General features: G+C 37.2%; 2 protein-coding genes. Both read right to left on the bottom strand.

The window, feature by feature from the left end; translation table 11 throughout:
- Nucleotides 1-62: 62 nt before the first annotated feature.
- On the bottom strand, nucleotides 63-14,036 hold the full coding sequence (locus DLD54_RS03810; RefSeq protein WP_109918288.1) for an SLAP domain-containing protein: 13,974 nt from the start codon (nucleotides 14,034-14,036) through the stop codon (nucleotides 63-65).
- A gap of 935 nt (nucleotides 14,037-14,971) precedes the next feature.
- Nucleotides 14,972-25,129: an SLAP domain-containing protein gene (locus DLD54_RS03805; RefSeq protein ID WP_109918287.1), complete on the bottom strand. Its 10,158-nt coding sequence runs from the start codon at nucleotides 25,127-25,129 to the stop codon at nucleotides 14,972-14,974.
- Between the last annotated feature and the right edge of the window lie 537 nt (nucleotides 25,130-25,666).

Here is a 25,666-nt window from a genome sequence, read left to right as displayed (position 1 = left end):
AAAAAGTGCCACAACTGTTATTTCTAACAATTGTGACACTTTTATTTTAGTTAAGAAATTGATTATCCTTTGATATTAGCTTTCTTAACAAATTTGTTCTTTGCTACGGTGTAATATTTCTTACCCTTAATCTTAACTGGATTACCATAGGTCTTTACGGACTTATGTTTCTTCAGCACTTTTTTACCAACACGACTGCCATACTGATTGTAAATGTAGGCGTTGCGTTTTAGTTTAAGTTTCTTAGAGTCGATATTGCCTGCGGCAATATACAAACCATCTTCAAGAACATAATAGATCTTCTTATTAACAACTTTTTGAGTTACCACATCAACTGTTGAACCTGCATTAATGATTAAGCCATTGGCACGAATACCTTTTTGATCGTAAAGGTATGCGTTATGCATAACTTTCTTATTAATCAGGATGTGTGATTGATCTCCGCTGGCAACTGCAGCTCCTTGTTTTGCTGTTGCACTCTTAAGCAATACATCTTGACTAGCAATATTAGCAGCCTTGATATAACGATTCTTAGCAATAGTGAAGTACTTCTTGCCGCGAATTTTGACGCTGCTGCCATAAGTGGCAATAGCTTTACCGGTCTTCAGTTTACCAGATTTCTTAACCCGCTTGCCATATTGGTTATAAATGTAAGCATTGTGCTTCAGCTTTTGGACTGTGCTCTTAATGTTGCCCACTGCTACATAATACTTCTTATCATTATCACCTTTATCAATTAAGACATAATATTGGTCACCGTTAATTGTTTCAATACCGTATGTATCAAGGATTGAACCAGCTCCCAAAGTAATACCGTTTGCACGTTTGCCATTGCCATCATAGAGGTAAGCATTGTGCATCAAGACAACTCTTTCAGAGTCTTCATTCTTCTTATCAGTATCCTTATCTTTATCATCAGTCTTATTTGGTTGATTTGGCAATATTCCAGGAGTTTGAGCACCACCGCCATTTTCTACAATGTTAGTGACATGAACATTAGCTTCAGTAGCATCACGATATAGTTGATCAATTCCGAGATTACGTTTTGCCGTAATTATTTCACTAACTGCCGAACTAGCTTCGATACCATTTAGAAGATCGTTGTAATCTTTTTGAATAGTTTGCTTAATCTGAGCTTTAGCAGAAGAATCATAATTATTGTCGCTATCAACCCGCTTATTAGCAGCCTTTTGGGCATCTGCTAAAGCGCCCTTGGCAATCAGCTTTTCACCTTCAAGTTCGGTTGTTAAGTCTGTAGGATTTGCTTTAAGTTTTGCTAGTGCAGCTTCATAACTTTGCTGAATGGCACTATCATCAGTGTCAGGACCAAACTTCTGTCTCAAATATGCAGTAGCAGCTTCACGAATCTTAGCAAGTCTTTGACTAAGAACTTCTTTATCTTGATTTATGATGTTGATAACTTCCTGACTGTCAGGAATTGTTTCACCAATTATCTTGTCAATTGCATCCTTACGAGCTTTATCCACACCAGCTGAATCGCTTGCTTGATCAATAGTACCATTCTTATCAATAGCGTGATGAACGTCTTGGTCAATTTGGTTCTTGATAGCATCTTTTTCAGCTTGGGTATAGTCAGTACCATCCTTGTGCTTTAATTCATCAACTTTCTTCTTAGCATTTGTGCCAGTATCTTGAACTTCGCCTTTAGCCAATTCCCTTTCGGCTGCTAATTCGTGCTCTTTAACTTCATCAACCGATGCTCCAGTGATGTCCTTATTCGAGTTGAATGCTTTATCTACTTCAGTGGTATCTGCATCATTACCAAACTTATCCTTCAGTCTTGCTACCGCATCATCATGCTTTTTGCTCAATTCTGCTTTGGCATTTGAGATAGCTTCGGCTAAGTCTTTTTCATCATTACCTTTTAAGGCATTAATTTTATCAATAGCGGTTTGCTTAATTCTAGCAACATTGGCAACAGTTTCAGCTGAATCAATATCAACACTTGCCTGTTTTGCTATTTCATCTACCCGATCCTGATTATCTTTACTCAAGCTTGGCTTAGCTGTAGAAGCTGCTTTATTGACTTCATCTTTGGCAGCTACTTTACTGAAGGCTAGTTCAGCTGTTGCTGCTGCAGAATCAAATTGTCTAGAAGCATTGTCAACTGCTGCTGCAACCGCGTCTGCATTAGTAGCACTGTCTATCTTAGTTTCGGCTGCTTTCTTAGCATCCTCAATAGCGGCTAAAGCATTGTCATAATCAGCTTTAGTAGTTGCTTTTTGAGTGTCATTAAGCTTGTTATAAGCTTCATCAACACGGTTTTTAGCTTTAGTTGCTGCCTGGTCAACATTTGTTTTATTAGTTGACTTGATAGCAGCTAAGTCATCTTTATCTGATTGATCTGCAGAATTCTTAATACCCTTAATTGCAGTAATCGCTTTGTCACGAATGCTATTTACAGAATCAATTGTAGTTGCAGCGTCAATATCTTTATTAGCTTGAGTAACAAGATCGTCGACCTTGTTCTTATCCTCTTGTTTATTTAAGCCACTCTTGATATCTTCAGCAACTGCTTTAACTGCGTCTTTAGCTGCAGCTTGACTAAAGGCTAATTCAGCGTCATTTTTAGCTTTGTCAATGTCAGTCTTAGCTTTATCAGAAGCATTATTGACATCTTGTTTGGAAGTAGCTGAATCTATTGCTTTTTCAGCATCAGCTTTAGCCTGATCAATATCTGCTTTAGCTTTGTCATACTTATCTTTAACTTCCTTTTGCTGGTCAAGAGTCAGCTTATTATAGTCATCGTCAAGTTGTTTCTTAGCATTGTCTGCTGCAGCCTCGACTTTGGTCTTTTCGGTTAGTTTAGTATTTCCTAAATCTGTATCTGTAGCAGTTTTTTCAGCTGTATCAATTGCACTTTCTCCAGCTTTTTCAGCTGCGTCTGCCTTTTCGACAGTTGGCTGTGAACCAACTGTATCCTTAGCGTCATCACGAGCTTTATTGATTGATTCAATAGCCTTTTCTTTATCAGCGTCAGATAAATCAGACTTATTAATCTTGTCAATTGCTGCAGAAGCATGATCATCTAATTTCTTTTGGTCATTTGCAATAGCTGTATCTAAAGCTTTTGCATCCTCAAGAACTTTGCTCATGTTATCGATGCCTTCTTGTTTAGCACTGTTAACTTGGTCAGAAGTAGTTGTACCTACATCTTTAATCTTGTTAACTGCATCTTGGTAGAAGCGATCTACTTTATCTTTTAGAGCGGTCTTGTTTTCAGCACTGACATTTTTCAGGGAATCGATGCCATTTTTAACTTCAGTTTGTTTGTTAGTTAAAGCAGTAATTGCATCTTTCTTATCATTATCAAGCTTAGTAGCAGCAGTTTGATCTGCGGTTGTCTTGACAGTATCAATATCACTGATGGCTTGATCTCTAATATCATTAATCTTTTGCACTGTATCAGCTGTATTTAACTGTGTATTAGCTTCGTTGACAATGCCTTCAACTTTAGTCCTATCACTTTCAAGGCTCAAGCCATTTTCGATCTTATCTGCTTCATTTCTAATATCTTCTTTAGCAACTACCCTTGCAAAAGCTACTTCAGCCTGAGTGGCCGCCTGATCAAAGGCTGTATTTGCAGTTGAAACAGCTCCAGCCACTGCACTCTTATCTTTTGCTTGCGCAATAGCTTCATTTGCTGCTTTTTGTGCATTTTTAATTGCAGTAATAGCTACATCATGATCTGCTTCAGTCTTGGTTTGTTGCTGCGAACTAAGCTTATTATATGCATCTTCAACCCGTTTTGTAGCAGCTGCAGCAGCTTCATCAACACTTGCCTGACTATTGTCTTTAGCTTCTTCTAACTTAGCTTGTTCAGCGGTCTCAACAGTATTCTTCACCTTATCAATATCATTGATGGCTTTATCTCTGATGTCATGGACCTTTTGCACTGTATCAGTTGAAGCATTGTCAATATTTGTTACTGCATCGTCAGCGATTTTCTGAACTGTTTCCTGATCTTTTTTGTCTTTTAGCTTCTTAATCACATTTGCAGCTTCAGCTTGAACCGCATCTTTAGCGGCTGTTTTTGCAAAAGCTACCTCTGCGGTAGTTGCTGCTGCGTTAATCTTGTTAACTCCATCATTAACTGCTGAAGTGATAGCATCTTTGCTTGTTGCTGCATTGACTGCATCAATGGCTGCAGTTTGGGCATTTTCAATTGCGGTAAGCGCATTATCATGGTCAAGTTTTGTTGCTGCCTTTTGACTTGAACTTAGTTTTTCATAAGCATCTTCAACTTGTTTCTTAGCTGCGTCTGCGGCATTAGTGATGTTCTGAGTGCTGTCTTTACGAGCCTGCTCTAGCAAAGCCTCATCTACTGCTGATGCAGTATTTTTAACAGCATTAATTGCACTAATAGCATTTTCTTTGATGCTGTTTACTTTGTCTACCGTATCTGTTGCAACATCATCAAAATCGGTATCTGCTTGATCAGAAATATTTTGAACCTTTTGTTTATCAGCAGTGTTCTTTAACTGACTTTGAGCGTTAGCAGCTTCTTTGTGAACTACATCTTTAGCTGCCACTTTTGCGAAGTCTACCTCTGCTTTTGTTGCTTCCTGATCAAATTTTTGCTCTGCTGTTGCTGCTATGGCTACCACAGCATCTTTAGTTTCAGCATTTTGAATATCGGCAATTGCTTTTTGAAGTGCATTTTCAATTGCAGTAATTGCATTATCATGAACCTGCTTAGTTTTTTGTTGTTGATCTTTTTCCAGATCATTATAAGCTTTTTCTACTCGGGCCTTAGCTGCGTCTGCTGCACTGTTAATATTACCCTTTTGATTATTCTTAGTTTCTTCTAAGCTTGCTTGTTCATTGCCGTTAGCTGCGTCTTTAACAGCATCGATATCATCGATTGCTTTATCCCTAATACTGTTTACCTCTTGCACTGTGTCTGTAGCACTGTCGTTAAACTGGATATTAGCTTGGTTAACAATACCATCAACCTTGTTTTTATCAGCTTGAGACTTCAGGTCATTCTTAACCTTTGTTGCTTCCTTTTGAACAGCAGCTTTAGCTATAACTTTAGCAAAGGCTACTTCAGCTTTGGTTGCAATATCATTAAACTTAGTCTTAGCATCATCAACTGCCCCTTTAATTTCGTCAGCAGTTTGGGCTTGACCAATTTTGATATTTGCTGCATCGGCGGCATTGTCAATTGCAGTAAGAGCATTTTGGTATGCTTGATAATTATCATTCTTTTGGTCAGAATTAAGATTATTATAAGCATTTTCTACCCGTTTTTTAGCATCAGCAGCAGCACCATTAACATTGGTCTTACCATTATCCTTAGCTTGCTCCAAGGTAGCTTTGTCGACTGCCTCGGCGGTTGCTTTAACAGCATTGATGTCGCTAATTGCCTTATCTCTTAATTGATTGACCGTTGTGATATCGGTAGCTTTATCAATAGCAGTATCAGCTTGAGTTGAAATTACATTTACTTGTTTCTTATCAGCATCCTTACTCAAATTACCCTTAACAGTACTTGCCACTTTATCAACAGCATCTTTAGCTGCTACTTTGGCAAATGCTAATTTAGCTTCCGTTTCTGCTTGGGTGAAAGCCTGATCGGCGTTTCCGACAGCTTTACTTACGGCATCCTTGTCCGTTGCTTTTTCTATAGCAGCTTGAGCTGCAGTTTGAGCATCGGTAATGGTTTGGATTGCCTTGTCATAATCTGTCTTAGTTGCTGCCTGTTCATCTGCACTAAGAGTATTATATGCATCCTTAATTCTTTGCTTTGCAGCTGTGGCAGCTTGATCAATACTCTGCTTAGAATCATCCTTAACTTTAGCTAAATCCTTCTGCTCATTTTCCTCAGCAGTATCTTTAACGGCATCGATGTCTTTAATAGCTTGAGCCGCAATAGTATTTACATTATCTACGCTTACAGCTGCAGCAAGATCATTTTCTGCCCGTAACACTATATTATCGACTTTAGCTTGGTCAACTTCCTGTTTCAAACCTTTTTTGACTTTATCAGCTTCAGCTTGGATTGCAGTCTTAGCTGTCACTCTAGCAAATGCCACCTCAGCTGTTGTAGCTGCCGCATCAAAGGCAGTAGACGCAGTACTTACCGCCTTAACAATTGCATCCGCATTTGCAGCCGCACTAATCGCATCATTTGCTGTTGCTTGGGCTTGAGTGATGTCAGCCATGGCTTTATTGTAATCACTTGCAGCTAAAACTTTTTCGTCTTTTCCGAGTTTGTCATAAGCATCTTGAACACGTTTTTTAGCAGCTTTAACTAAATCATCAACACTAGTCTTATTATTTTCCTTAGTTTGCTCCAGTTCTTTCTGTTCATTGTCATCAGCAGTTGCTTTTACATTACTTATATCGTTGATTGCTTTATCTCTAATGCTGTTTACCTTATCTACAGTATCTGCTCCAGTTGCGTCGATATCTTTATCTGCTTGATCAGAAATTTCCTGCACTTTTTTCTTATCATCAGATTTATTTAACTGATCTATGACAGATTTGGCTTTTTCATGAACTGCATCCTTAGCTGCTACCTTGGCGAAAGCTACTTCTGCTTCGTTTGCTGCTGCATCAATCTTATTAATACCCTCATTTGCTGCCTGAGTAATTTCTGCTTTTGAATTTAATGAAGAAATTGCATCGTTAGCAGCTTTTTGCGCACTTGCAATTGCGCTAAGAGCGTCATCATGAGCCTGTTTGGCCACTGCTTGTTCAGTTCCCGTCAGCTTACTATATGCTGCTTCAACTCTCTTCTTAGCTGCTTCAGCTGCTTCGTTAATATTTGCAGAGCTGTCTTTGCGAGCTTCTTCAACAATTGCTTGATCTACTGCATTTGCCGTGTTTTTAACAGCCTTAATGGCACTAATTGCGCTATCTTTAATGCTGTTTACTTTGGCAACAGTATCTGTCGAATTTTGGTCAATTTCTTTAATAGCATTGTTAGCGATGTTCTGCACAGAAGTCTTATCGTCTTGACCTTTAAGGTCGGCAATAGCACTCTGCTCTTCAGCCTGAATTGCATCTTTAGCAGCTGTTTTCGCAAATGCCACCTCTGCTTTTGTTGCTTCTTGATCAAGTTCCTGCTCAGCAGCTGCTGCTATATCGCTTACCGCATCCTTATTTTCAGCACTGGCAATATCATTATTTGCTTTAAGGCGCGTATTTTCAATAGCAGCAAGAGCATCAGTATAAGTCTGCTTTGTTGCATCTTTTTCAGCTGGTGTCAGCTGACCGTAAGCCGTATCAACCCGAGCCTTAGCGTTTGCTGCTGCTTTGTTAACATCACCAGTCCGATTATTCTTAGTTTCTTCCAGACTGGCTTGTTCACCACCATTAGCTTCCGCTCTAACAGCGTCGATATCTTTAATAGCCTGATCCCTAATACTGGTTACTTTAGCTACAGTATCAGTATTAGTGCTATTAATACTGGTAGTAGCAGTGTTAACAATATTGTCAACCCGATTCTTATCAGCATCAGCCTTTAGGTCTTGTTTAACCTTATTAGCTTCATTCAAAATATCTGCAACAGCTGTTACTTTAGCAAAAGCTACTTCCGCTTTTGTTGCTGCATTATCAAACTGAGTCTTAGCAGTTTTAACTATTTCTGATATTTGATCACTTGACTGTGCCAGTGTAATTTGGTTATTTGCACTATTTGCAGCATTATCAATCGCATCAAGGGCATTTTGGTAAGTCTGGTGATTAGCATTCTTTTGAGATTCATTCAACTTGCTATATGCATCATTGACACGTTTTCTAGCAGCATCAGCAGCTTCATTAACATTAGCGGTGTTGTTTTTCTTGTTTTCATTTAACTGTGCTTCTTGAACGGCGTCTGCTACAGCTTTGACACCTTTAATATCATTGATAGCCTGGTCCCTAAATTTAACCACGTCAGTTATAGTAGTAGCCTTGTCAATGTTAGTATTTGCTGTAGTTACTATCTCTTGTACCTTTTGCTGGTTTTCATTATCAAGACGTTTAGTGACTTCATCTGCGGCTGCTTTAACCTCAGCTTTAGCTCCCAATTTTGCAAATGATAGTTCTGCCTTGTTGGCAATATCATTAACTGCAGAAATTCCTGCTGTAGCAGCATTTGTCGCATCATCTACTGTCTTTGCTGCTTGGATTGCCGCATCCGCAGAATTCTTTGCCTCATTAATATCACTGACAGCTTTATTGTATTCTGACTTAGCCTGCTCTTGTTCAGCCGCAGATAACTCGTTATATGCATTCTGAACCCGTTGAATTGCTTCAGCTGCCGCTTTATCAATATTAGCTTTATTGACTGTTTGGGAGTTGTCAACAGCTGCATCAGCTGTAGCTTTAACATTATCAATATCTTTAATTGCCTGGTCTTTAATGAAGTCAACTTTGGTAACACTATCAGCATTGTTCAAATCAGTTTGAGCCTGGGTTACTATACTATCTACTTTATTAAGATCAACTGTTTGCTTTAAGCCTTGCTTGACTTTGTCCGCTTCACTCTGAACTGCATCTATCGCAGCCACCTTGGCAAAGGCCAATTCGGCGTCAGAAGCTGCTTGTGTAAAGGCTTTATTAGCATTATCAACAGCTGTTGTGATTTCTGAATTAGTTTGTGCGGCAGCTATTGCAGTCTCTGCTACAGTCTTAGCTTTATCAATGGCATTATTAGCTGCGTTATAAGCAGTTTGAACTGCGGTCGTCTTTTGCTCATCAGCTGTGAGCTTATCATAAGCATCTTTGATCCGCTTCTTAGCGGCATCTGCTTGGGCATCAACACTTGCCTTGCTTAATTCTTGTGCTTTTTGAATTGTTTGTTCTGCATTACTTTTGACGTTGTCAATTGCCTTGATTGCATTCTCTTTTATTCTGTTTACGTTATCAACGGTCTCGGCAGCGCCAATGTCGGCTTTTGCTTGGTCAACAATTTCATCTACTTTATTTTGATCAGCTGTTTCTTTGAGGTTAGGTTTTACCTTTCCAGCTTCAGCTTGTACTGCGTCGTTAGCAGTAATCTTGACAAAGTTTAATTCAGCTGCATCTGCCAGCTTATTAATGTTTGTTGTACCTTCACTAGCTGCGGCAGCAACTTCAGTTTCAGTAGTCGCAGCTGCAATCTTGGCTTCAGCTGTAGTTTGAGCATTCTTAATGGCGGTAACAGCTTGGTCAAAAGCAGCTTTATTAGCCGACTGTTCAGCAGGTGTTAAGTTCTTATAAGCCGCCTCAACGCGAGCAACCGCTGCTTTAGCTGCATCATCAATACTAGTCCTATTCAGCTCTTTTGCCTTTTCAACTTTTTCCTTTGAATTTGAATCAGCTGTGGTTTTGACCTGATCAATATCTTTGATCGCCTGATTTTTAATATTATTAATTGTTGGAATATCGGTAGCCGCATCAATTTTGCCATTAGCTATAGTCACAATGCCATCAACTGTTTGTTGATCAGCTGCACTTAAATTCGGCTTAACCTTAGCAGCTTCATTTGCAATTGCTTCTTTAGCATCGGCTTGGGCAAATGTTACTTCTGTCTTAGTCTCAATAACAGCAATTGCTTGTGTACCTTTTTCTGCTGCAGTTATAATGTCTGCCACATTTTGGGCACTCTGAATATTATTTTTAGCAGTTTTTGCAGCTTGGTCAATATCATCTAAAGCTTTCTGTAACGATTCTTGGTAACTAGTTTGGTTAGCCTGTGACAACTTATTGTAAGCATCAGTTATCCGTTTCTTGGCTGCTGTGGCTGCCGTATCGATATTAGCAGTCTGCGTATCCTTGTTAGCCTTGATCTCAGCTTCCTTAACTACATCAGCAGTAGTTTTAACATTAGCAATATCTTTAATTGCCTGATCTTTGATGCTGTTGACCTTGTCGACTGTTGTCGCTTTTTGGAAATCGCTATTAGCTTTTGCTACGATACCATCAACTGTCTGTTGATCAGCTGCACTTAAATTCGGCTTGACACTGTCTGCTTCTTTTTTGACGGCATCAACAGCTGCTATTTTGGCAAAAGCAACTTCAGCTGTAGTTGCCGCATTGTCAAACTTGTCTTTAGCAGCATTAAAGGCATTGATGATTGCATCTTTGGTTGTAGCAGCGTTAATCGTTTCGGTGGCTGCGGCTTTAGCCTGATTAATAGCTGAAATTGCAGCCGCTTTATCGGCAGCAGCTTTTTCCTGCTGACCAGCTTCTGTCAAACTATTATAAGCTTTATTCACACGGTCAATTGCGCTATCAGCAGCAGCATTAACGTTAGCAATGTTAGAAGTTTTAATAGCTTCAATGTTGGCTGCATTTGCGTTGTCTTCAACTGCTTTTATCGCCTTTTCGCCATCATCTGCAACCTTATCTGCATCTTCAGCCGTTAATTGTTTGCCTACATTTATCTTGGCCTCATCACGCGCCTTGTTAATATCGGTTACTGCTTTTTGCTTGTCTTCCTCAGACATGTCCGTCTTATTGATGCGGTCTGCTGCAGCTTGGGCGTAATCATCAAGTTTTTTCTGGTCAAAAACAATTTCCTTATCCAGTGCTGCAGCTTTGTTCCAAACACTGTCAATGTTTATAATCCCAGTGTTCTTCTCAATGTCTACTTGTTCAACGCTTGCTGGTGACGGGTTATTAACTTTGTCAACAGCGTCTTGATAGTAAGCTTCAACTTCCTTATTAAATGCAGTTTTAGCTTCAGTACTGATATTCTTTAAATTAGCGATGTTATCTTCAACAGTTGCCTTTTCAGCTGCTAATTCTTTCAAAGCGTCTTCTTTAGCAGTCTTTAAGTCACTTGCAGCTTTATCAATAAGTTGTTGTGTTTTAGCATCTGTCAAAGCTTGATCAATGTCTGCTACACCCTTAGCTTGCGCTTTAGTGATTTCATCAAAACTGTCACAGTCATCAATAGCTTTCTTTGCGGCATCGTATGCTTTTTGAGCCTGATCTTGATATATCTTAACGTTGTCCTGAGTTAAACCACTGTTTGCTAAATCAGCAATTTGGTTAACTACACCCGGCATCCCGGAAGTACCGTTACCATTAAGTTCATTTTCAAGTGCTTGTTTAGCAGCTTCTTTGGCTGAAGCTAATTTATCTTGCTCTGCAGACTCTTCATTAGCAATTTGCAAAGCTTTATTCACAAGATCAAGAGCCGCTCCTCTACGTCTGTTGACTTCAGCAATTGTATCTGCACCATAAACTGTTGTGTCTTTATTAGATTCAGTGACTGAATCTGCCATTGCCAGTGCTTTAGCCAGCTCATCTTCAAAAGTCTTTGATTGACTTTCTTTTAAATTAGTTGGTTTCTTGCTTTCGGCATCTTTTACCGCGTTTCTAATCGTAGTAGCAGCGTCGTCTTGAGCTTCTGATAAAGTAAGGATATCTATACTCTTAACTATCGGACGAGAACCTACTGCGACAACTTCTGGACTGTATTCAACGAAATTGGCGTTAGGTGTTATTTCAACTTTATCACCCTTATTCATATTTAGGGTAATATCAGCAGGTATTGTTACTGCAAAAGTACCGTCTGGGTTAATTGCGGAAGTAAAGACCTTAGGCAGTTCCGGAACCCGGTCAATAATATTGCCACGGTATGTATCATTAGTATTGGCATAAGGCTTCAGATCTTTATCTTCCTGAATAACCTGGTTATATTTAGCATTGCTGCTAATGTATCTAATAATTACATAACCCTTAGTACCCTTAGGGAAGTACTTATAAAAGGCATTATCATTACTTGGACCATCTTCTGCTTCGGTGTAGTTCTTAACTTTGCCTTTGATAGTCCTAGAACCATCGTTATTCTTGATAACTTGTAAATTATCATCATCAATATCCAAGAATCCACTTGGGTTAGCAGGAACAAAGGTCACGTTATTATAGCTGTCAGAATCTGAACTGCTGAGAGCATTTTCTAAAGCATTTTTGATAATATCATCTAATCTATTAGATTCTGGATTCTTAACAGCAGCTTCAGCAGCAGTTAAGAAAGAACCAAACTTTCTGTCGTTAATAATATCTTTAATGGCAGGATCGTTCTTAATTTCATCTAACTGCTCTTGAGTCAAAGTCTTATTGCCATCAAGCATTTCGATAGTATTTACAGAAATACCCTTCGCTGATTTCTGCAGTTGTAAAACATGCAAAGGCGGCAATGTGAATCTGCTGCCAGAGTTAGTTTGCAGCTGCTGGCGAACATTAGTAATTGTGATCTTGTTATTGCCAATAATGCTGGTTGCAGTGTTTTTATTATTATGAGAATCCAAAATAAATGATGTCGGGTTGTTAATTTTTAAAGTTCCACCTTGAACATCAAGTAGTTTAATTGCTCCTGTGCCTGGATCATCGCCTAATCTGATATTAAAGGCACCATTTTCAACATCAGCAGAGCCAGTAACATAAACTAGTGTGCCTGAGTAATCACCCATGTTACTACCCAGAATATTTAATTCGCCATTAGGACTAATGTTCAAATTACCGTTATCATAAAATAGATTTCCTGAAGCAGCGTCAGTAATATTACCATTCGTATTAATATTGACTTGGCCATTCTGTAAAATGTTAAATGTTGAACCAGAATCTTTTAAATAAACAGCCCTGGCTTTACCGGCATCTCTTGTGCCCTTATAAGGTCTCACCTTATTCAGACCAATATTAATATTCAAGACGCCACCAACTTGAACAATTCCGCCGCTTTCCATGTAAATGGCGCTAAAAGGTTTGCCCCACTCACCAGTGCTTCTGTTTTCATCAAAGTCTTGCACGGGATTAAGTGTTACGGTTGCACCTCTGTTAATTTTAACAGTGTTAGTCTTACTCTTCATTTCGATTATAGTGCCACCGTACGTTGAACCGACAAATTCACCATCCAAGAATTCTATGCTGTCATTTTCATTTCCATTAGTAAACTCAAACATTTGTTGATCAGTATGGTTGGGCCATTTTGCAGTATGAACGTCATTATTTCCGGTAAAAAAGATGTGAGTATTGCTACCAGCATAGATTAATTGCGACCCTTCAAACGAGCAATCCTTAAACATAATGTTGGCATGATAATTATCACTTACATATTCGGTATCCCAAACACCGTAATAGTCCCCACTGCGCATATTAAGACTTTGATAAGTAATATCTGCATTTGTACCACGGCTTTGTCTAGGTGAATAGCCAGTGAAATCAAGTTTATATTTGGCATCTCCGTTTGATCTAATTAAGAGAGTACGCCCAGGAACATTAAATCTATTATTGCCATTATTAGGATCTGCGCTAACATCATTCATTAAAATAATTTCAGTGATATTTATATTGTTAAGCGCATCTTGAAAATCTTTCCAGTTATAAGCCTTATAAGAAATACCATCGCCAGCATCCTTGACTAATGGATTTTTATTTTTAGCAGGCGCAATTTTATCCGTGCTGTTATTTTGCTCATCATTATTGCTAGTATCATCACCCGGCTTAATCACATTTGCCTGTGAATCTTCTGGCAATTTGCCATCACTGGCTGTGTTGTCTCCTGAGGTAATATCAGTGTTAGTGTCTTTACCAGTTGAATCAGTTTTTCCCGGTGTGACTGCATTTGCATCATTTGCCTCAGTATCTGGCTGCTTAACAGCAGTAGATTGATCGGATTCTTTACTATCTTTCTTTGTCTGTTCTTTTGTGGTTTTTGTCTTGCTGACAGATTTCGAGTCTTCATCACTACTCTTCAAAAATGAAGATAAGCCTGAAAAAGTAGATAATTTTGGCTCTTTTTCGGTCTTTTTGGTTTGTCTATCATCCTGAGTTGATTGAGAAGCAGCCTTATTATTTTCTTTTGCAGCTTCACTCAAATCAGACTCGGATGACTTAGTTTCAGTTTTTCTATCGACTTGTTGGGTTGATGGATCAGTATCGGCTTTAACCGTTTGACTACCCAAACCCAGAAAAGTGAATCCTAACAAAACAGAAGCGGCACCGATCGTCAATTTGCGAATTGAAAAGCGGTCTTGCTTTTGTTGCATTTCCATTTTTCTTAGTCGTTCTTTAAAGTTATTTTTCCCTAACATAAGTTGTCCTTCCTTGAATTAAAAATACACTTTGAATTTTATAACTAGCGTTATTCATTGTCAATATAGTATTTAGCAATAGATGTTAAGCTATAAATAACCGTTATTTTTAAAAAATGTTAATTCTGATTAAAAATAACTTTATTATTTTTATAAGTTACTATTTTACTGCTATTTAAGCCAATTAAATAAAAATAACTAAAAGTGATTAAAGGAAAAACTATTTTGCAAATTAGTTTAAAAATGTTTTTTATTACATTTGTGATACAAATTTATCTAGTATGTTTTCGTATATTAAATAACACATACAAATTATTTTTGGTTATAACTTATTTATTTATTATTTTTAACTATGTTATTTAAATTAGTAGTAAATTTTTGCCCACAAAAATACTCCCAAATCTAGCCAAAATTTGGGAGTAATATCATTTAAATAAACTGAAATAACTTCTTTAAATAGGTGATTTTGCGACTTGATCACTTCGTTAACAGACATGAAATGATGACCTTTAATTTATACTCTGACTGGTCATCAAAATAATTTTTGCTTGGTTCTAACCCTGGAAGTGCTAATTTTAGTCTAGAAATGTAACTTCTTTTGTTATGATCATTTTGCCGGCATTAAAACTATAGCAAATAAACAGCCACATACTTAATAGCTAAGACTTTCTTTTAAAATTTCAGTGGCTATTCATTTACTTTTCCTGCTATTAAACTAAAATTACTCGTCTGGAATTACGGCCAGAAAGCAAAGCGCTGTAATATCCAATCATTTATGTTAAAGCAACTAGCAGCTTAAAGCAGCAAACCTATTTTTAGCAGTAATTAAGAATAGTGTTTTAATAAAAAGTCCAGACGCAAAAATACCCCAAATTTACCTTAAATTTGGGGTATTTTGTGGTTTTAGCAACTAGTCAATCTTAAAGATTAATTGCTTAAAAGTTTGCCTTCTTCACATATTTACCACTAGCTACAACATAAAATTTCTTATGACCGATTTTAACTGGATTACCATAAGTTTTTACAACTTTATGTTTCTTCAAAACTTTTTTACCTAAACGATGACCATACTTGCTATAGATATAAGCATTATGTTTCAGCTTTAATTTCTTAGCGTCAACATTACCACTATCTATCAGTAGACCATCTGCTAAGGCATAATATGTTTTGCCCTTAACCGTCTTTTTGCCAATAGTTTCTATTTCTGAACCGGAATTAATGATTAACTTGTTGGCACGTTGGCCGTTTTCATCATAGAGATAAGCATTGTGCATTAACTTTTTAACTACAGTGGTAGTTGCTGGAGTACTAGTATTGCTGCTTGTTGCTGTCACTTCTTCCTTAGCAGTTTGGGCTGCCGTGACTGGTGCAACGTTAGCAGCTTTGATATAGCGGTTTTTACCAATAGTAAAGTATTTCTTACCGCGAATTTTGACTGCTGCGCCGTAAGTGTTAACTGTTTTACCTTTCTTGAACACTCCAGACTTCTTAACTCTCTTGCCCACTTGATTATATACATAAGAATTATGCTTAACTTTTTGGGCAGTAGCCTGACCATTTGTTGCAGCAACATAATACTTCTTATTATTATCATGTGTGTCAACTAGTACATAGTATTCGCGACCTGCAATAGTAACTGTACCGTAAGTTGAAAGAATTGAGCCGGCACCAAGTGTAACTTTGTTAGCCCGTTTTCCAGAATCATCATATAGATAGGCATTATGCATTATAGTCACATTAGTGCTTTCACCTAAATCATTTGGAGTTCCATTTGTTCCATTTTCTTTATCAGTAGTTGGCTGCTTAGGTGGATTTACAGGGTTGGAAGTCGTATTACCATTACTGTTAGAAGTAGAATTGTCTCCATCGTTGTTAGAGTTATTATTGCCATTGTTGTTATTGTTGGCACTATCTTTAATAATTTTATCAATGACAGTTGAATCCGATGAAGCCTTATTAATCGTCTCAATACCATCGTCACGCTTGCCGTCAATATCAGTTAGAGTATTATTTTGATTAATCTTTTCCTGAGCATCAGCTAAAATGCGGTCGATTTCAGTCTTAATCACAGCTTTTTCATCGTCAGTATAATTATCACCATTCTCATGCTTTACTTTGTTATTATCAATTTTCTTCTTAGCATTAGTAGCAGCATCAGAAACAGCAGCTTTGGCAATTTCCCGGATTCCAGTTAGTCTATTATTCGAAACTTCATCGTAAGAATTACCAGATATATATTTATATTTGTCATGCTCACTGTTAGTTGCATAAATCCATGCAGAATCACCAAAATATTTTTGATTCTGAGCAACTGCACCTTTGTACTCAGCCTCAATATCCCTATTGGCAGAACTCTTAACTGTGTACAATGCTTGCTGCATTAACTGATCAATTGCTTGTCTTGTCATGTCAATATCATGGTTCATCTGATTGGCAATATTTTCATAAGATGCATCAGCTTGAGCATCCTGAGTAAGCACAGTATTGATACTTCCGTGTATGCCATCAAGTCTATTTTTGAAATGATCCCTATCCTCAGGAAGTAGACTATCTATATCGTTAAGCGTGTCCTTTGCTTTATTAAACATATCATTAACTTGTTCTTTGGCCATTAGCTCATTATAAGCATTGATTCCTTTGCTATACGATTGGGTTGTAGAGCCAATATTTGTTGAATGCTTAATTGCATCAATTGCTTCACGTATAGCTTGAATATTGCTTTGATAATCAGGATTGGCTTTTTGTTCTTCAGTTAAGCCATTGTATCCAACTTCTAGACCTGTTACTTCATTTCCAGCACCCTTTAAGGCATTAGCTTGATTATAATCAAACCATTCAGAAGTATTTTGATAAGTATCAGTTAGCTTAGTACCAATTTGATTTTCATCAGTCGGAATTTTATTGATATCAGTTTGCTGCTCTATGCTTGCTTTTTCAGTTGCATATAAATCATCAACTATCTTGTTTAATGTTTTCTTTTGAGCAGCAGTTAGTTGAGATGAGCCAATAATATTGTGAGTTGTTGAATATTTTCTTTGTAAAATATCCTCTGCCTTTGCTTTGGCAGCAGCAAGATCAGTATCTTTTTCAACATCAGTAAATCCAGGAACGTGACTGCCAGAATCGCTATCAGAATATCCTTGGGTTGCATTGTTGACAATTTGATCAACATCCTTTTTGATGTCATCAGTAGAACGATCATTTCCATTCTTATCTGTTGTTGGAACTGCGTTAATCTTTGCCTTGCTTTGATCGTAAATATCTTGAATCTTCTGCTTTTGCTTTTGTAAATCAGAGTTTACTAAACCAGAATCTTCAAGCTTTTTATCAGCTTCTGCTTTTTGCTCAAGAAGATTATTAATAGCATTTTGCTTAATTTGATATATTTTTTCTTTATCTTGGGCAGTTTGGTAAAGCTGGTTAATTCCAGTTTCACCTAAATTGATTGGGTGTCCTTCGCTATCGAGCCCCTTTTCAATGTTTTGCAATTTTTGTTTAGCATTTTCGAGATCTGTTGTTGTCGGACTGCTTGGTAAAGCAAGTTTACTAATTTCATCCTTGGTCTTTTGAACTAACTGATTAAGCTGATCTTGCAAGTCAGCCTTTTGCTGATCAGTTAAATCGCTGGCAACTTGGCTAATACTGCCCTTATCTTTGACATATTTATCAATAGCGGCAATTTGCTTGTTCTTTTCGCTAAGTAAATTAGCTGGAATACCAGCTTGATCTATCGCATCTTCACCAGCTTTTTCAACTTGATCTAATTTTGCATTATCATCAGCACCATATAAGTCACTAACACCTTTTTGCATCGCGTCATTTATTGCAGCTTCATTTTGGCTTATCTCAGTTGGATCAAGGCCTGAACTTGGCAATTTTGCCTTAGCAGCTTCAGCATAATCTTTCAGAGTATTAATTTGTTTGTTCTTTTCTTCGAATCTCTGGGTTAAACCAGTAATTGCATCACTACCAGCTTGTGCTGCTTGATTCATTGCACTATTTGCATCAGTCGCATTGTTTTGAACAACTTGAATATTTTGAGCAGCTTTATCACGTTCTGACTTAATGCGATCTCTCATCTGATCTGCCAAACTAGGATTATCTTTAGCAATCTTATCTGCAGCTTCATTTGCCTTGTTAACTGCATCTTGCAACTTAGTTAAGGCATTATTAACAGATTCTGCCTTGACAATTTCATTATTAACTTTATTCAAATCAGCATTATTCTGACTTTTAACATCAGCTAATTGATCCTGAGTAGTAGCAGAATTAATTCTGGTTTCACCAGACTGGCGAATTTGATCAATTTTATTCTTCAAATCATTATATTGGTCTTGACCTAATTTCTTATCAGCTAAGTCTTGATCAATTTGCTGTTGTAATTTATTAGTTCCATTATCAAAATCATTTTTAGCAGAAGTCTTAGCGTTAGTAATGTTCTCATCATTAGCTGTATCAACAATTGCTTCAATTGCTTTATTACCCTCATCTTGAGCCTTTTGCACATCATCTTCATTTTTAGCTTTATCAATATTGTCTTTGGCCTTATCCCACTCGCTCTCAATTGTAGATTTATCTTTAGCATCACCATCAATTGAAGTTTGGGCTTTATCATCTAAAGCAGATTTTGCTTTATTTTTGGCCGCCTGCAGTTTAGCATCAGCTAAAGCCTGATAAATATTGCTTAAACCCGTATTCTTTTCTGTGTCAATGTTCTCTAATAGAGCGCCACTAACGTTTGCAACCGCATGATCATAAGCATCTTGTGCTTGCTGTTTAAACTTAGCCAGCTGATCAGAGGTTAAATCACTTAAACCATTTATTTCTGGTAGAACACCGGTAGCAGTTGAGTCCTTTCCAAGAGCTTTATCAAGCTCTTTAATTGCTTGATCTCTTTGCTTACGAATATCCTCTGCATCACTCTTACTTGCATTAGCAACTACGTTACTAATTCCCTGTAAGGTATTATTTTTGATTTTCTCAACTGTAGCGCTATCATTGGCCGCTCCAATATCTTTAATGCCTAAATCAGCCACTGCAAAAACTGCGTTTTGGTCTCGTGAATCATTTAGTTTAGCTCGAGCCGCGTATGCTGTATTTTTAATCAAATCGGTGGCAACAACTTTATCACTAGCTAACTTGGCAGCAGATTCAATGTTATTAATTTTATTTAATGCATCTTGATAAATACCGGTTAGTTGCTCTTTATTTGTGGCAGCGTCAATTTTACTATTTGCATCCGTTGGGATTGTACCAAGTTGATTAATTGCATCATTAAATTTATCTTTTACTTCATTTCTTTGGTCTGTCGATAATTTGCTAAAAATGTCACTTAAGCGATTATTGGCACTGCTAGCAGCATTGGCAATACTATTCTTAATGTCAGTTTTAGATGTATTAAAACCATTACCTATAGCTTCTGCAGCGTCAATATCTGATTCGCCCTTTTTCTCAGCTGTATTAGCATCGGAAACTGCAGCTGTAGAATCAACTACGGATTTTGCATTATCACGTGCGGATGTAATGTTACTAATCGTTGTGTTCTTGGCATCATTGGTAATATCCGACGAATTATTAATCCGGTCAATCGCCTTTTGAGCATAATCATCAAGCTTTTGCTTATTGAGAATCTTGTTAACATTTACATCACTAATCACATTATCAATTAATGACTTACCGCTTTGAACGATTTCATTAAGTTGCCCGTTAGTAGTGGTGGTTTTATTATTAATTCCATTAACACCGATATTATATATAGCATCTACTTTTGCACGTAATTCTGCTTTGTTGGCACTGGTAATCTGATCCATATTGCCAATCTGTTCTTTTACTTTATTGCGCTCATCCATTAAAGCTGCTAAAGCCTGATCTTTTGCAGACTGCAAGTTTGCTGCAGTTTGAATGTTTGCTAAATCATTTTTACCTTTAGTTAATGCTGCATCTATATCATCTTTATTTGCACCTTGAATGGCAGTTTGAGCCTGATTGAAGGCATTGGTAATCTGATTATAGTAGTCATTCTTTTCGGTTACTCCTAAATTAGGATCATTAGTTATCTGACTGCTTGCAGAATCACGCGCATCTTTTAATTTTCCAATTGCAGTTTGACGCTGTTGTTCTAAGGCCTGAGCTTCGAGATCAGGAGAAAGAGAGTTAATAACAGAATTAATGGCATCAATTCCTTTTTGAGCATCAGTGTTAATATCAGTTACTGTATGGTCATTAGTGATCGCCTGGATTGCTTGATCATAACCCGCATCAATCTGGTCCTGTTTTGCTTGAACTATTGCCGGATCAAGATGAGAATTTGCAAGAGTATTTTTGGCATTAGCCTTGGCCTGTTGCAATTTACTTATTGCCTGAGCCTTAGTGGCTGTGATTTGAGCAGCACCTAAATCTTTAAGAATATTGTTTTGACCTTCTTGCTTTGCCGAAGTGATATCAGAAACATTTTGAGACGAAGCAATTTTAGCCTTTGCAGCCTGGGCATCTTGATCAATTTGGTCTTCATAATACTTCTTATTTGAAGGACTGAGTTGACTATCATCAATGCTTTCAATTTTAGCTTTTGCATCATTAACAGCTGTATCAATGTCTTGAGCTGCATTGGTTCTAGCTTCTTCTACCTCCTTATTGGCAGTACCTTGTGCATCGCTTACAATATTATCCATATTGTTTTTAGCGTTAGTGACTGTCTCAGCGATTTTAGAACTATCGACCTTGTTTAAAGTATCGATATTGTCGTTAACTACCTTGCTGATTTGATCATGATATGCTTTCTTTTGTTCATCAGTCAGATTGCTTGTCTGATCGATTTGATTATTAGCTTTTGTTTGCGCTTGTCTGATCTGCTTGATAGCATCAGCTAAGGAATTGTTACGCTCACCCTTAGCTTTAGCTGAAGCCAGTAAGTTGTTCAAGGCAGCAATACCATCATTACGCGCTGAATCAATTGCAGTTAAACTGTCTGCCTGATCAATGCGCTGGTTATAACCAAGAGGAGTTGTTAAATTGTTAAGTAACTTCTGTGCAGCCGCAACGCTATCATCAATATCATTTGCTGACAAACCAGGCAAACTACGCAGTTGGGTTTCGATATCGCTTTCAGCTTTAGCAAGTTTAATCTTAGAAAGCTGTCTTAAAATTGATCGCTTAGTTGACTCCTCGGTTGTTGAAACAGCAGCAGAATCGCTGGCTTGATCAATATTGGTCAAACCATCATTTACTGTTTTCTCGATATCAGAGTTTGAAGAAATCCCTAACGAATTTTCATTGGCGCTCGCATAACCCAAAATCTCAGCCTTTGCAGCATTTTGATCAAAAATAGTTTGTGCAGCTGCTTCTCTTTGTTTGATCGCAGTGTTATCAGATGTTCCGTAAATTGACTTTTGCTCATCATACTTAGAACTTCCTGGTTTAGCAGTTGCAACTTCAGTTGCTTGATCAATTGCATCTAGTAAAGGAGTCTGTTGATTTAAACTAATGCCTGAATTTTGTACTCGCTCTTTGGCAGCCGCAGCTGCAGCATTAATTTTACTTGCTTCTTGATCAGCATTTATCTCCTTAATAGACTCCTTACCCTTGGAACCATCAGGATCATCACCGGTAATAATGTTATGAACTGCTTGATTATAAGAATCTTTTATTTCTGCAGTTTTATCGGCATGGTTTTTAATTTCATCTTGAGCAACAGCCTGTAAGTCTTTTAGGGCCTGAATTGTTTTGTTAACTTGATCAATTATACCTTGAGCTTCTTTTTGGTGTCCATCCACTGATACTTGATCAAGGTCTTTTTCAATGTCACCTTCCGGTTGAGCAATAGCCTGAGCGCGCGACAAACGACTAGTTAGCTTTAATACTTCGTCCTTCTCTTCTTTACTCAAATTAGGATCGTTTGCAAGCTTGTAAGTATCGACATAGACCTGATCAATTTTTTGTTTAAGATCAATTTCAATACTCTTTTTATAGCTATAAGCTGCTTGATCAATCGCATTGATGCCATTCTTCATTGCTTCAGTAATATCTTTATCAGCTTGAATACCTTTCACAGTATTAATTGCTTTATCACGTGCAGCATTAATTGCATCTATCATTGTAGGAAATCTCTTTGACTGCAATATGGCTTCATTATTTAAATTCGTTATTGCACTATCGCGAGACGACTCGATAGTTGAAGAATTTTGCGCCTGACTTACGATATTCTTAATTGCATCAAGGGCAGCATTCTTACGATTGTTAACCTCGGTTAAAGTGTTTGCACTTGAAGCATAAACCGAAGTTTTTTCATTATCGGAATTAATTGTTTTGGATGCAGCAGACGCAACTTTATCTAACTGTTCATTAAAGTCTTTAACTTGAGCATCAGATAGATTATTAGGTCTATGAATTTTCGCATCACTAATTGCGTCAGTAATTGCCTTTGCAGCTTGATCTTGTGCATCAGACAAAGTTAAAATATCTAAGTTTTTAACAATTGGGCGACGTCCCATAGCTACACTTGATGGATCGTAGCTAACAAAGTTAGCATTTGGAGTTAATTCTACAGAGTAGCCTTTATCAAACTTAATCGTTTGATCGGCTGGAATAGTAAAACTAAATGAACCATCATCATTTACAATTGCTGCAAATTGTGTTGGCAAAGGGCTCAAAGAACTGTTGCTTGAATCTCTTATGGTGTCTTTTGTTTGCGAATATGGGTTGTCAATTAAATTCTTGCCATTTTGATCCTTTGGTGTCCACGCAGTTTTTACTCCCATACTATCGATTAAATTAGCCATAATATATGCTTTAGTCGCAACCGGGAGAATCAAACTAAATGGGTTTTTCAAATTTTCTGGATCTGAATCTGGACCATCAACAGTAGAATTATAATTAATTACGCTGCCTGGTTCACCGGAAATTGTTTGTGAACCATCAGAATTTCTGGTTATCTGTACCTTACCAGGATCAATATCCAAAAAACCACTCGGATTGGCTGGAATAAAACTAATGTTGTTATAGCCAAAATTATTGCTATTGTTGAATGCTTTTTGAATAATATCCGAAAAGATTTGATCGTAAGTCAAGCCGTTCTTAATACCATCAGACAACGAATTTAGAACATCAGCCGGCAATTTATCAAGTGAAATATGAGCTTTGGCTGCCTGTGCTTTAATTTCTGCTAATTTATCTGCAGTTAGCTTTTCTTGACCATTAAGCAACTCAATATTATCAACTGCAATTGTATTGTCAGTTTTCCTAACAGTTAAAACGTGAAATGGTGGCAATGTTACTTTACCAACCCCAGTTTGTGTTGAGCTCAAATCAAACTGCTGCCGCACATTTGTTAAGGTAATCGGCATTGTGCCGATAATACTCGTAGCAGGATTGGTATTGCCCTGGACATTCAAAATTAATGAGGTAGGATTATTAACAAATAACTTCCCGCCTTGCACATCTACCAAAAGTATTTGGCCATTACCGCCATCTACGTATCTACCATTTGGACCTAGCTTTCCAAGAACGATATTGAAACCACCGTTTTCTATATTAGCCGTACCCTTAATAAGAACTAACGTGCCAGAATAGTCGCCCATATTTGAACCATTAATGTTTAACGATCCCCGTGGTAAAATGTTAAAATTACCACCATCATAAATCAGGTTTCTATTGCCCCAGTTATTAGCTATATCACCGTTAGTAGTAATATTGACTTTCGCATCACTATTAATATTAAAAACAGAGTTGCCATCATTGATCAGGATTGCACTGGATTGATCGTTGTCATTTGTGCCACTATAGTGATCGCTACCAGTAATAATATTCAGCTCACCATCAACGTTGACGGCTTCATTGTTACCTAACATGGCGATGGCCAAAGGAAGCCCAGTATGTTCAGCAGCGTTAGAGCCTAAGTTATTATTAGGAACATAGATTCGAGGAGCAAGTGTTACCTTGGCATCCTTGGCAATATTAACAACATTGTTGCTCCCAGCCATTTCTAATACGTTACCACCGACGGTTTTACCGGTAAAAGTACCGCTAAAATCAATTGAGTTGTTTGAACCTGTAAATTCAAATAGTTGTTGAACATCACCACTTGATATTGTAATGCCAGGATATGGTGTATGCGTCACTTCACCATAGTTAGTTCCTGTAAAGTAAATTTTAGTATTGTTACCACAGTGAACCATTTGCGAACCATGGAAATTAACATTATTAAACGTTACTTTTGAAAAATGCCCGTCCTTGTTGTAATCATCAGTCATGATGACGCCCCAGATATCGGCACTCCATAAATCAAGGTTATCGTACGTTATATCTAAATCCTGCGTACTTCCACTATTTAATTGGAGATGATTACCTTTCAAATCCACCTTGAATCTGGTATTACCATTGCCGGCGGATTTAATCAGCATTTTCCTGCCATAGAAGTAGTATGCTTGTGATCCATTCTCTGGTCCGTCAGTAATATCGTTCATGACGTCAATTTCTGAAATAGATTCATTCTGAAATGCAGCTATAAGTTCATTAAAGGTATGGACCTGTGCTAAACTAGCGTCCCTAGTATTTATTTCTGTGTTTTCTGCAGCATTTGAATCTTCCGCTACTACATCAGTTGAATCAACAGGCTTTGTTGTATCTCCTTTAGGGGATGAAGCATCATTGGTTTGTTGATCCTGACTAGACTGTTGTTCCGAGCTATTTGTTGGCTCAGAGGTTGTCTTTTCTGATTTTTTCTGACCAGTTGATAAACTGTGACTAGCTTTTGAATCACTGCCACCATCTCTTAAAAACGAACTTAAGCCAGAAAAAGTGCTTAAATCATGCTTTTCATCATTTTGACTTGACTGCTCTTCTGTAGTTACAATTTTTGCGGTACCCTTTGTTTGTTCTGTTTTAGTTGTTTCATTCTCATTTTTTTGAGAATTTACTTCTTCATTTGCCGGATCAACTGTATCAGCTTTAACTGTTTGATTGCTTAAGCCAAAGAAAGTAAAACCAAGCAAGACAGAAGCAGCACCAATGGTCAATTTACGAATTGAGAAGTGGTCTTGCTTTGCCTGCATTTCCATTTTACGTATTCTTTCCTTATTATTATTTTTACCTAGCATAATAATCCTTTCTCAAAATTATGATTACATATTAATTTTAAGTCCTATTATTTTTACTGTCAATTTAGTAACATTATTATGCACTCAAATAGGTAATTAAATTTAAAGTTTTGGTTTATTAAATAACTATATTTTATGATTTAATGCAGTTTTATAAACATATTTTTGATTAAAATAACAATAATTACATTTGATTATACACACTTTATATATGTTTTATAAGCTCAATTTAGTTAAGAAATAATATTCATATATAATATACATAATACCATTTACTGTGTATACATGAATATGATTGTGATTTATTTAACACGATTAATTATGTAAACATAATTTTTTCTGACTTGTTTATATCATTTTTGTCTGTTTGACTTATACGCTTTTTAACTAGATTTTACAGAAAAAGAGGAAACCACGTCTCTTTTAAAAATAACTAATTGTAGTCCTTATTAAGATTTTTATTATTTTTGATTCGCAAATACAAAAGAAGTGCCACAAATGTGACACTTCTTTCATGATATTAAAGCTTTATGTTTT

Origin of the sequence: Lactobacillus helsingborgensis, assembly GCF_003173695.1 — a bacterium.
Taxonomy (GTDB): domain Bacteria; phylum Bacillota; class Bacilli; order Lactobacillales; family Lactobacillaceae; genus Lactobacillus; species Lactobacillus helsingborgensis.
This window is presented reverse-complemented; position numbering and strand designations above follow the sequence as displayed.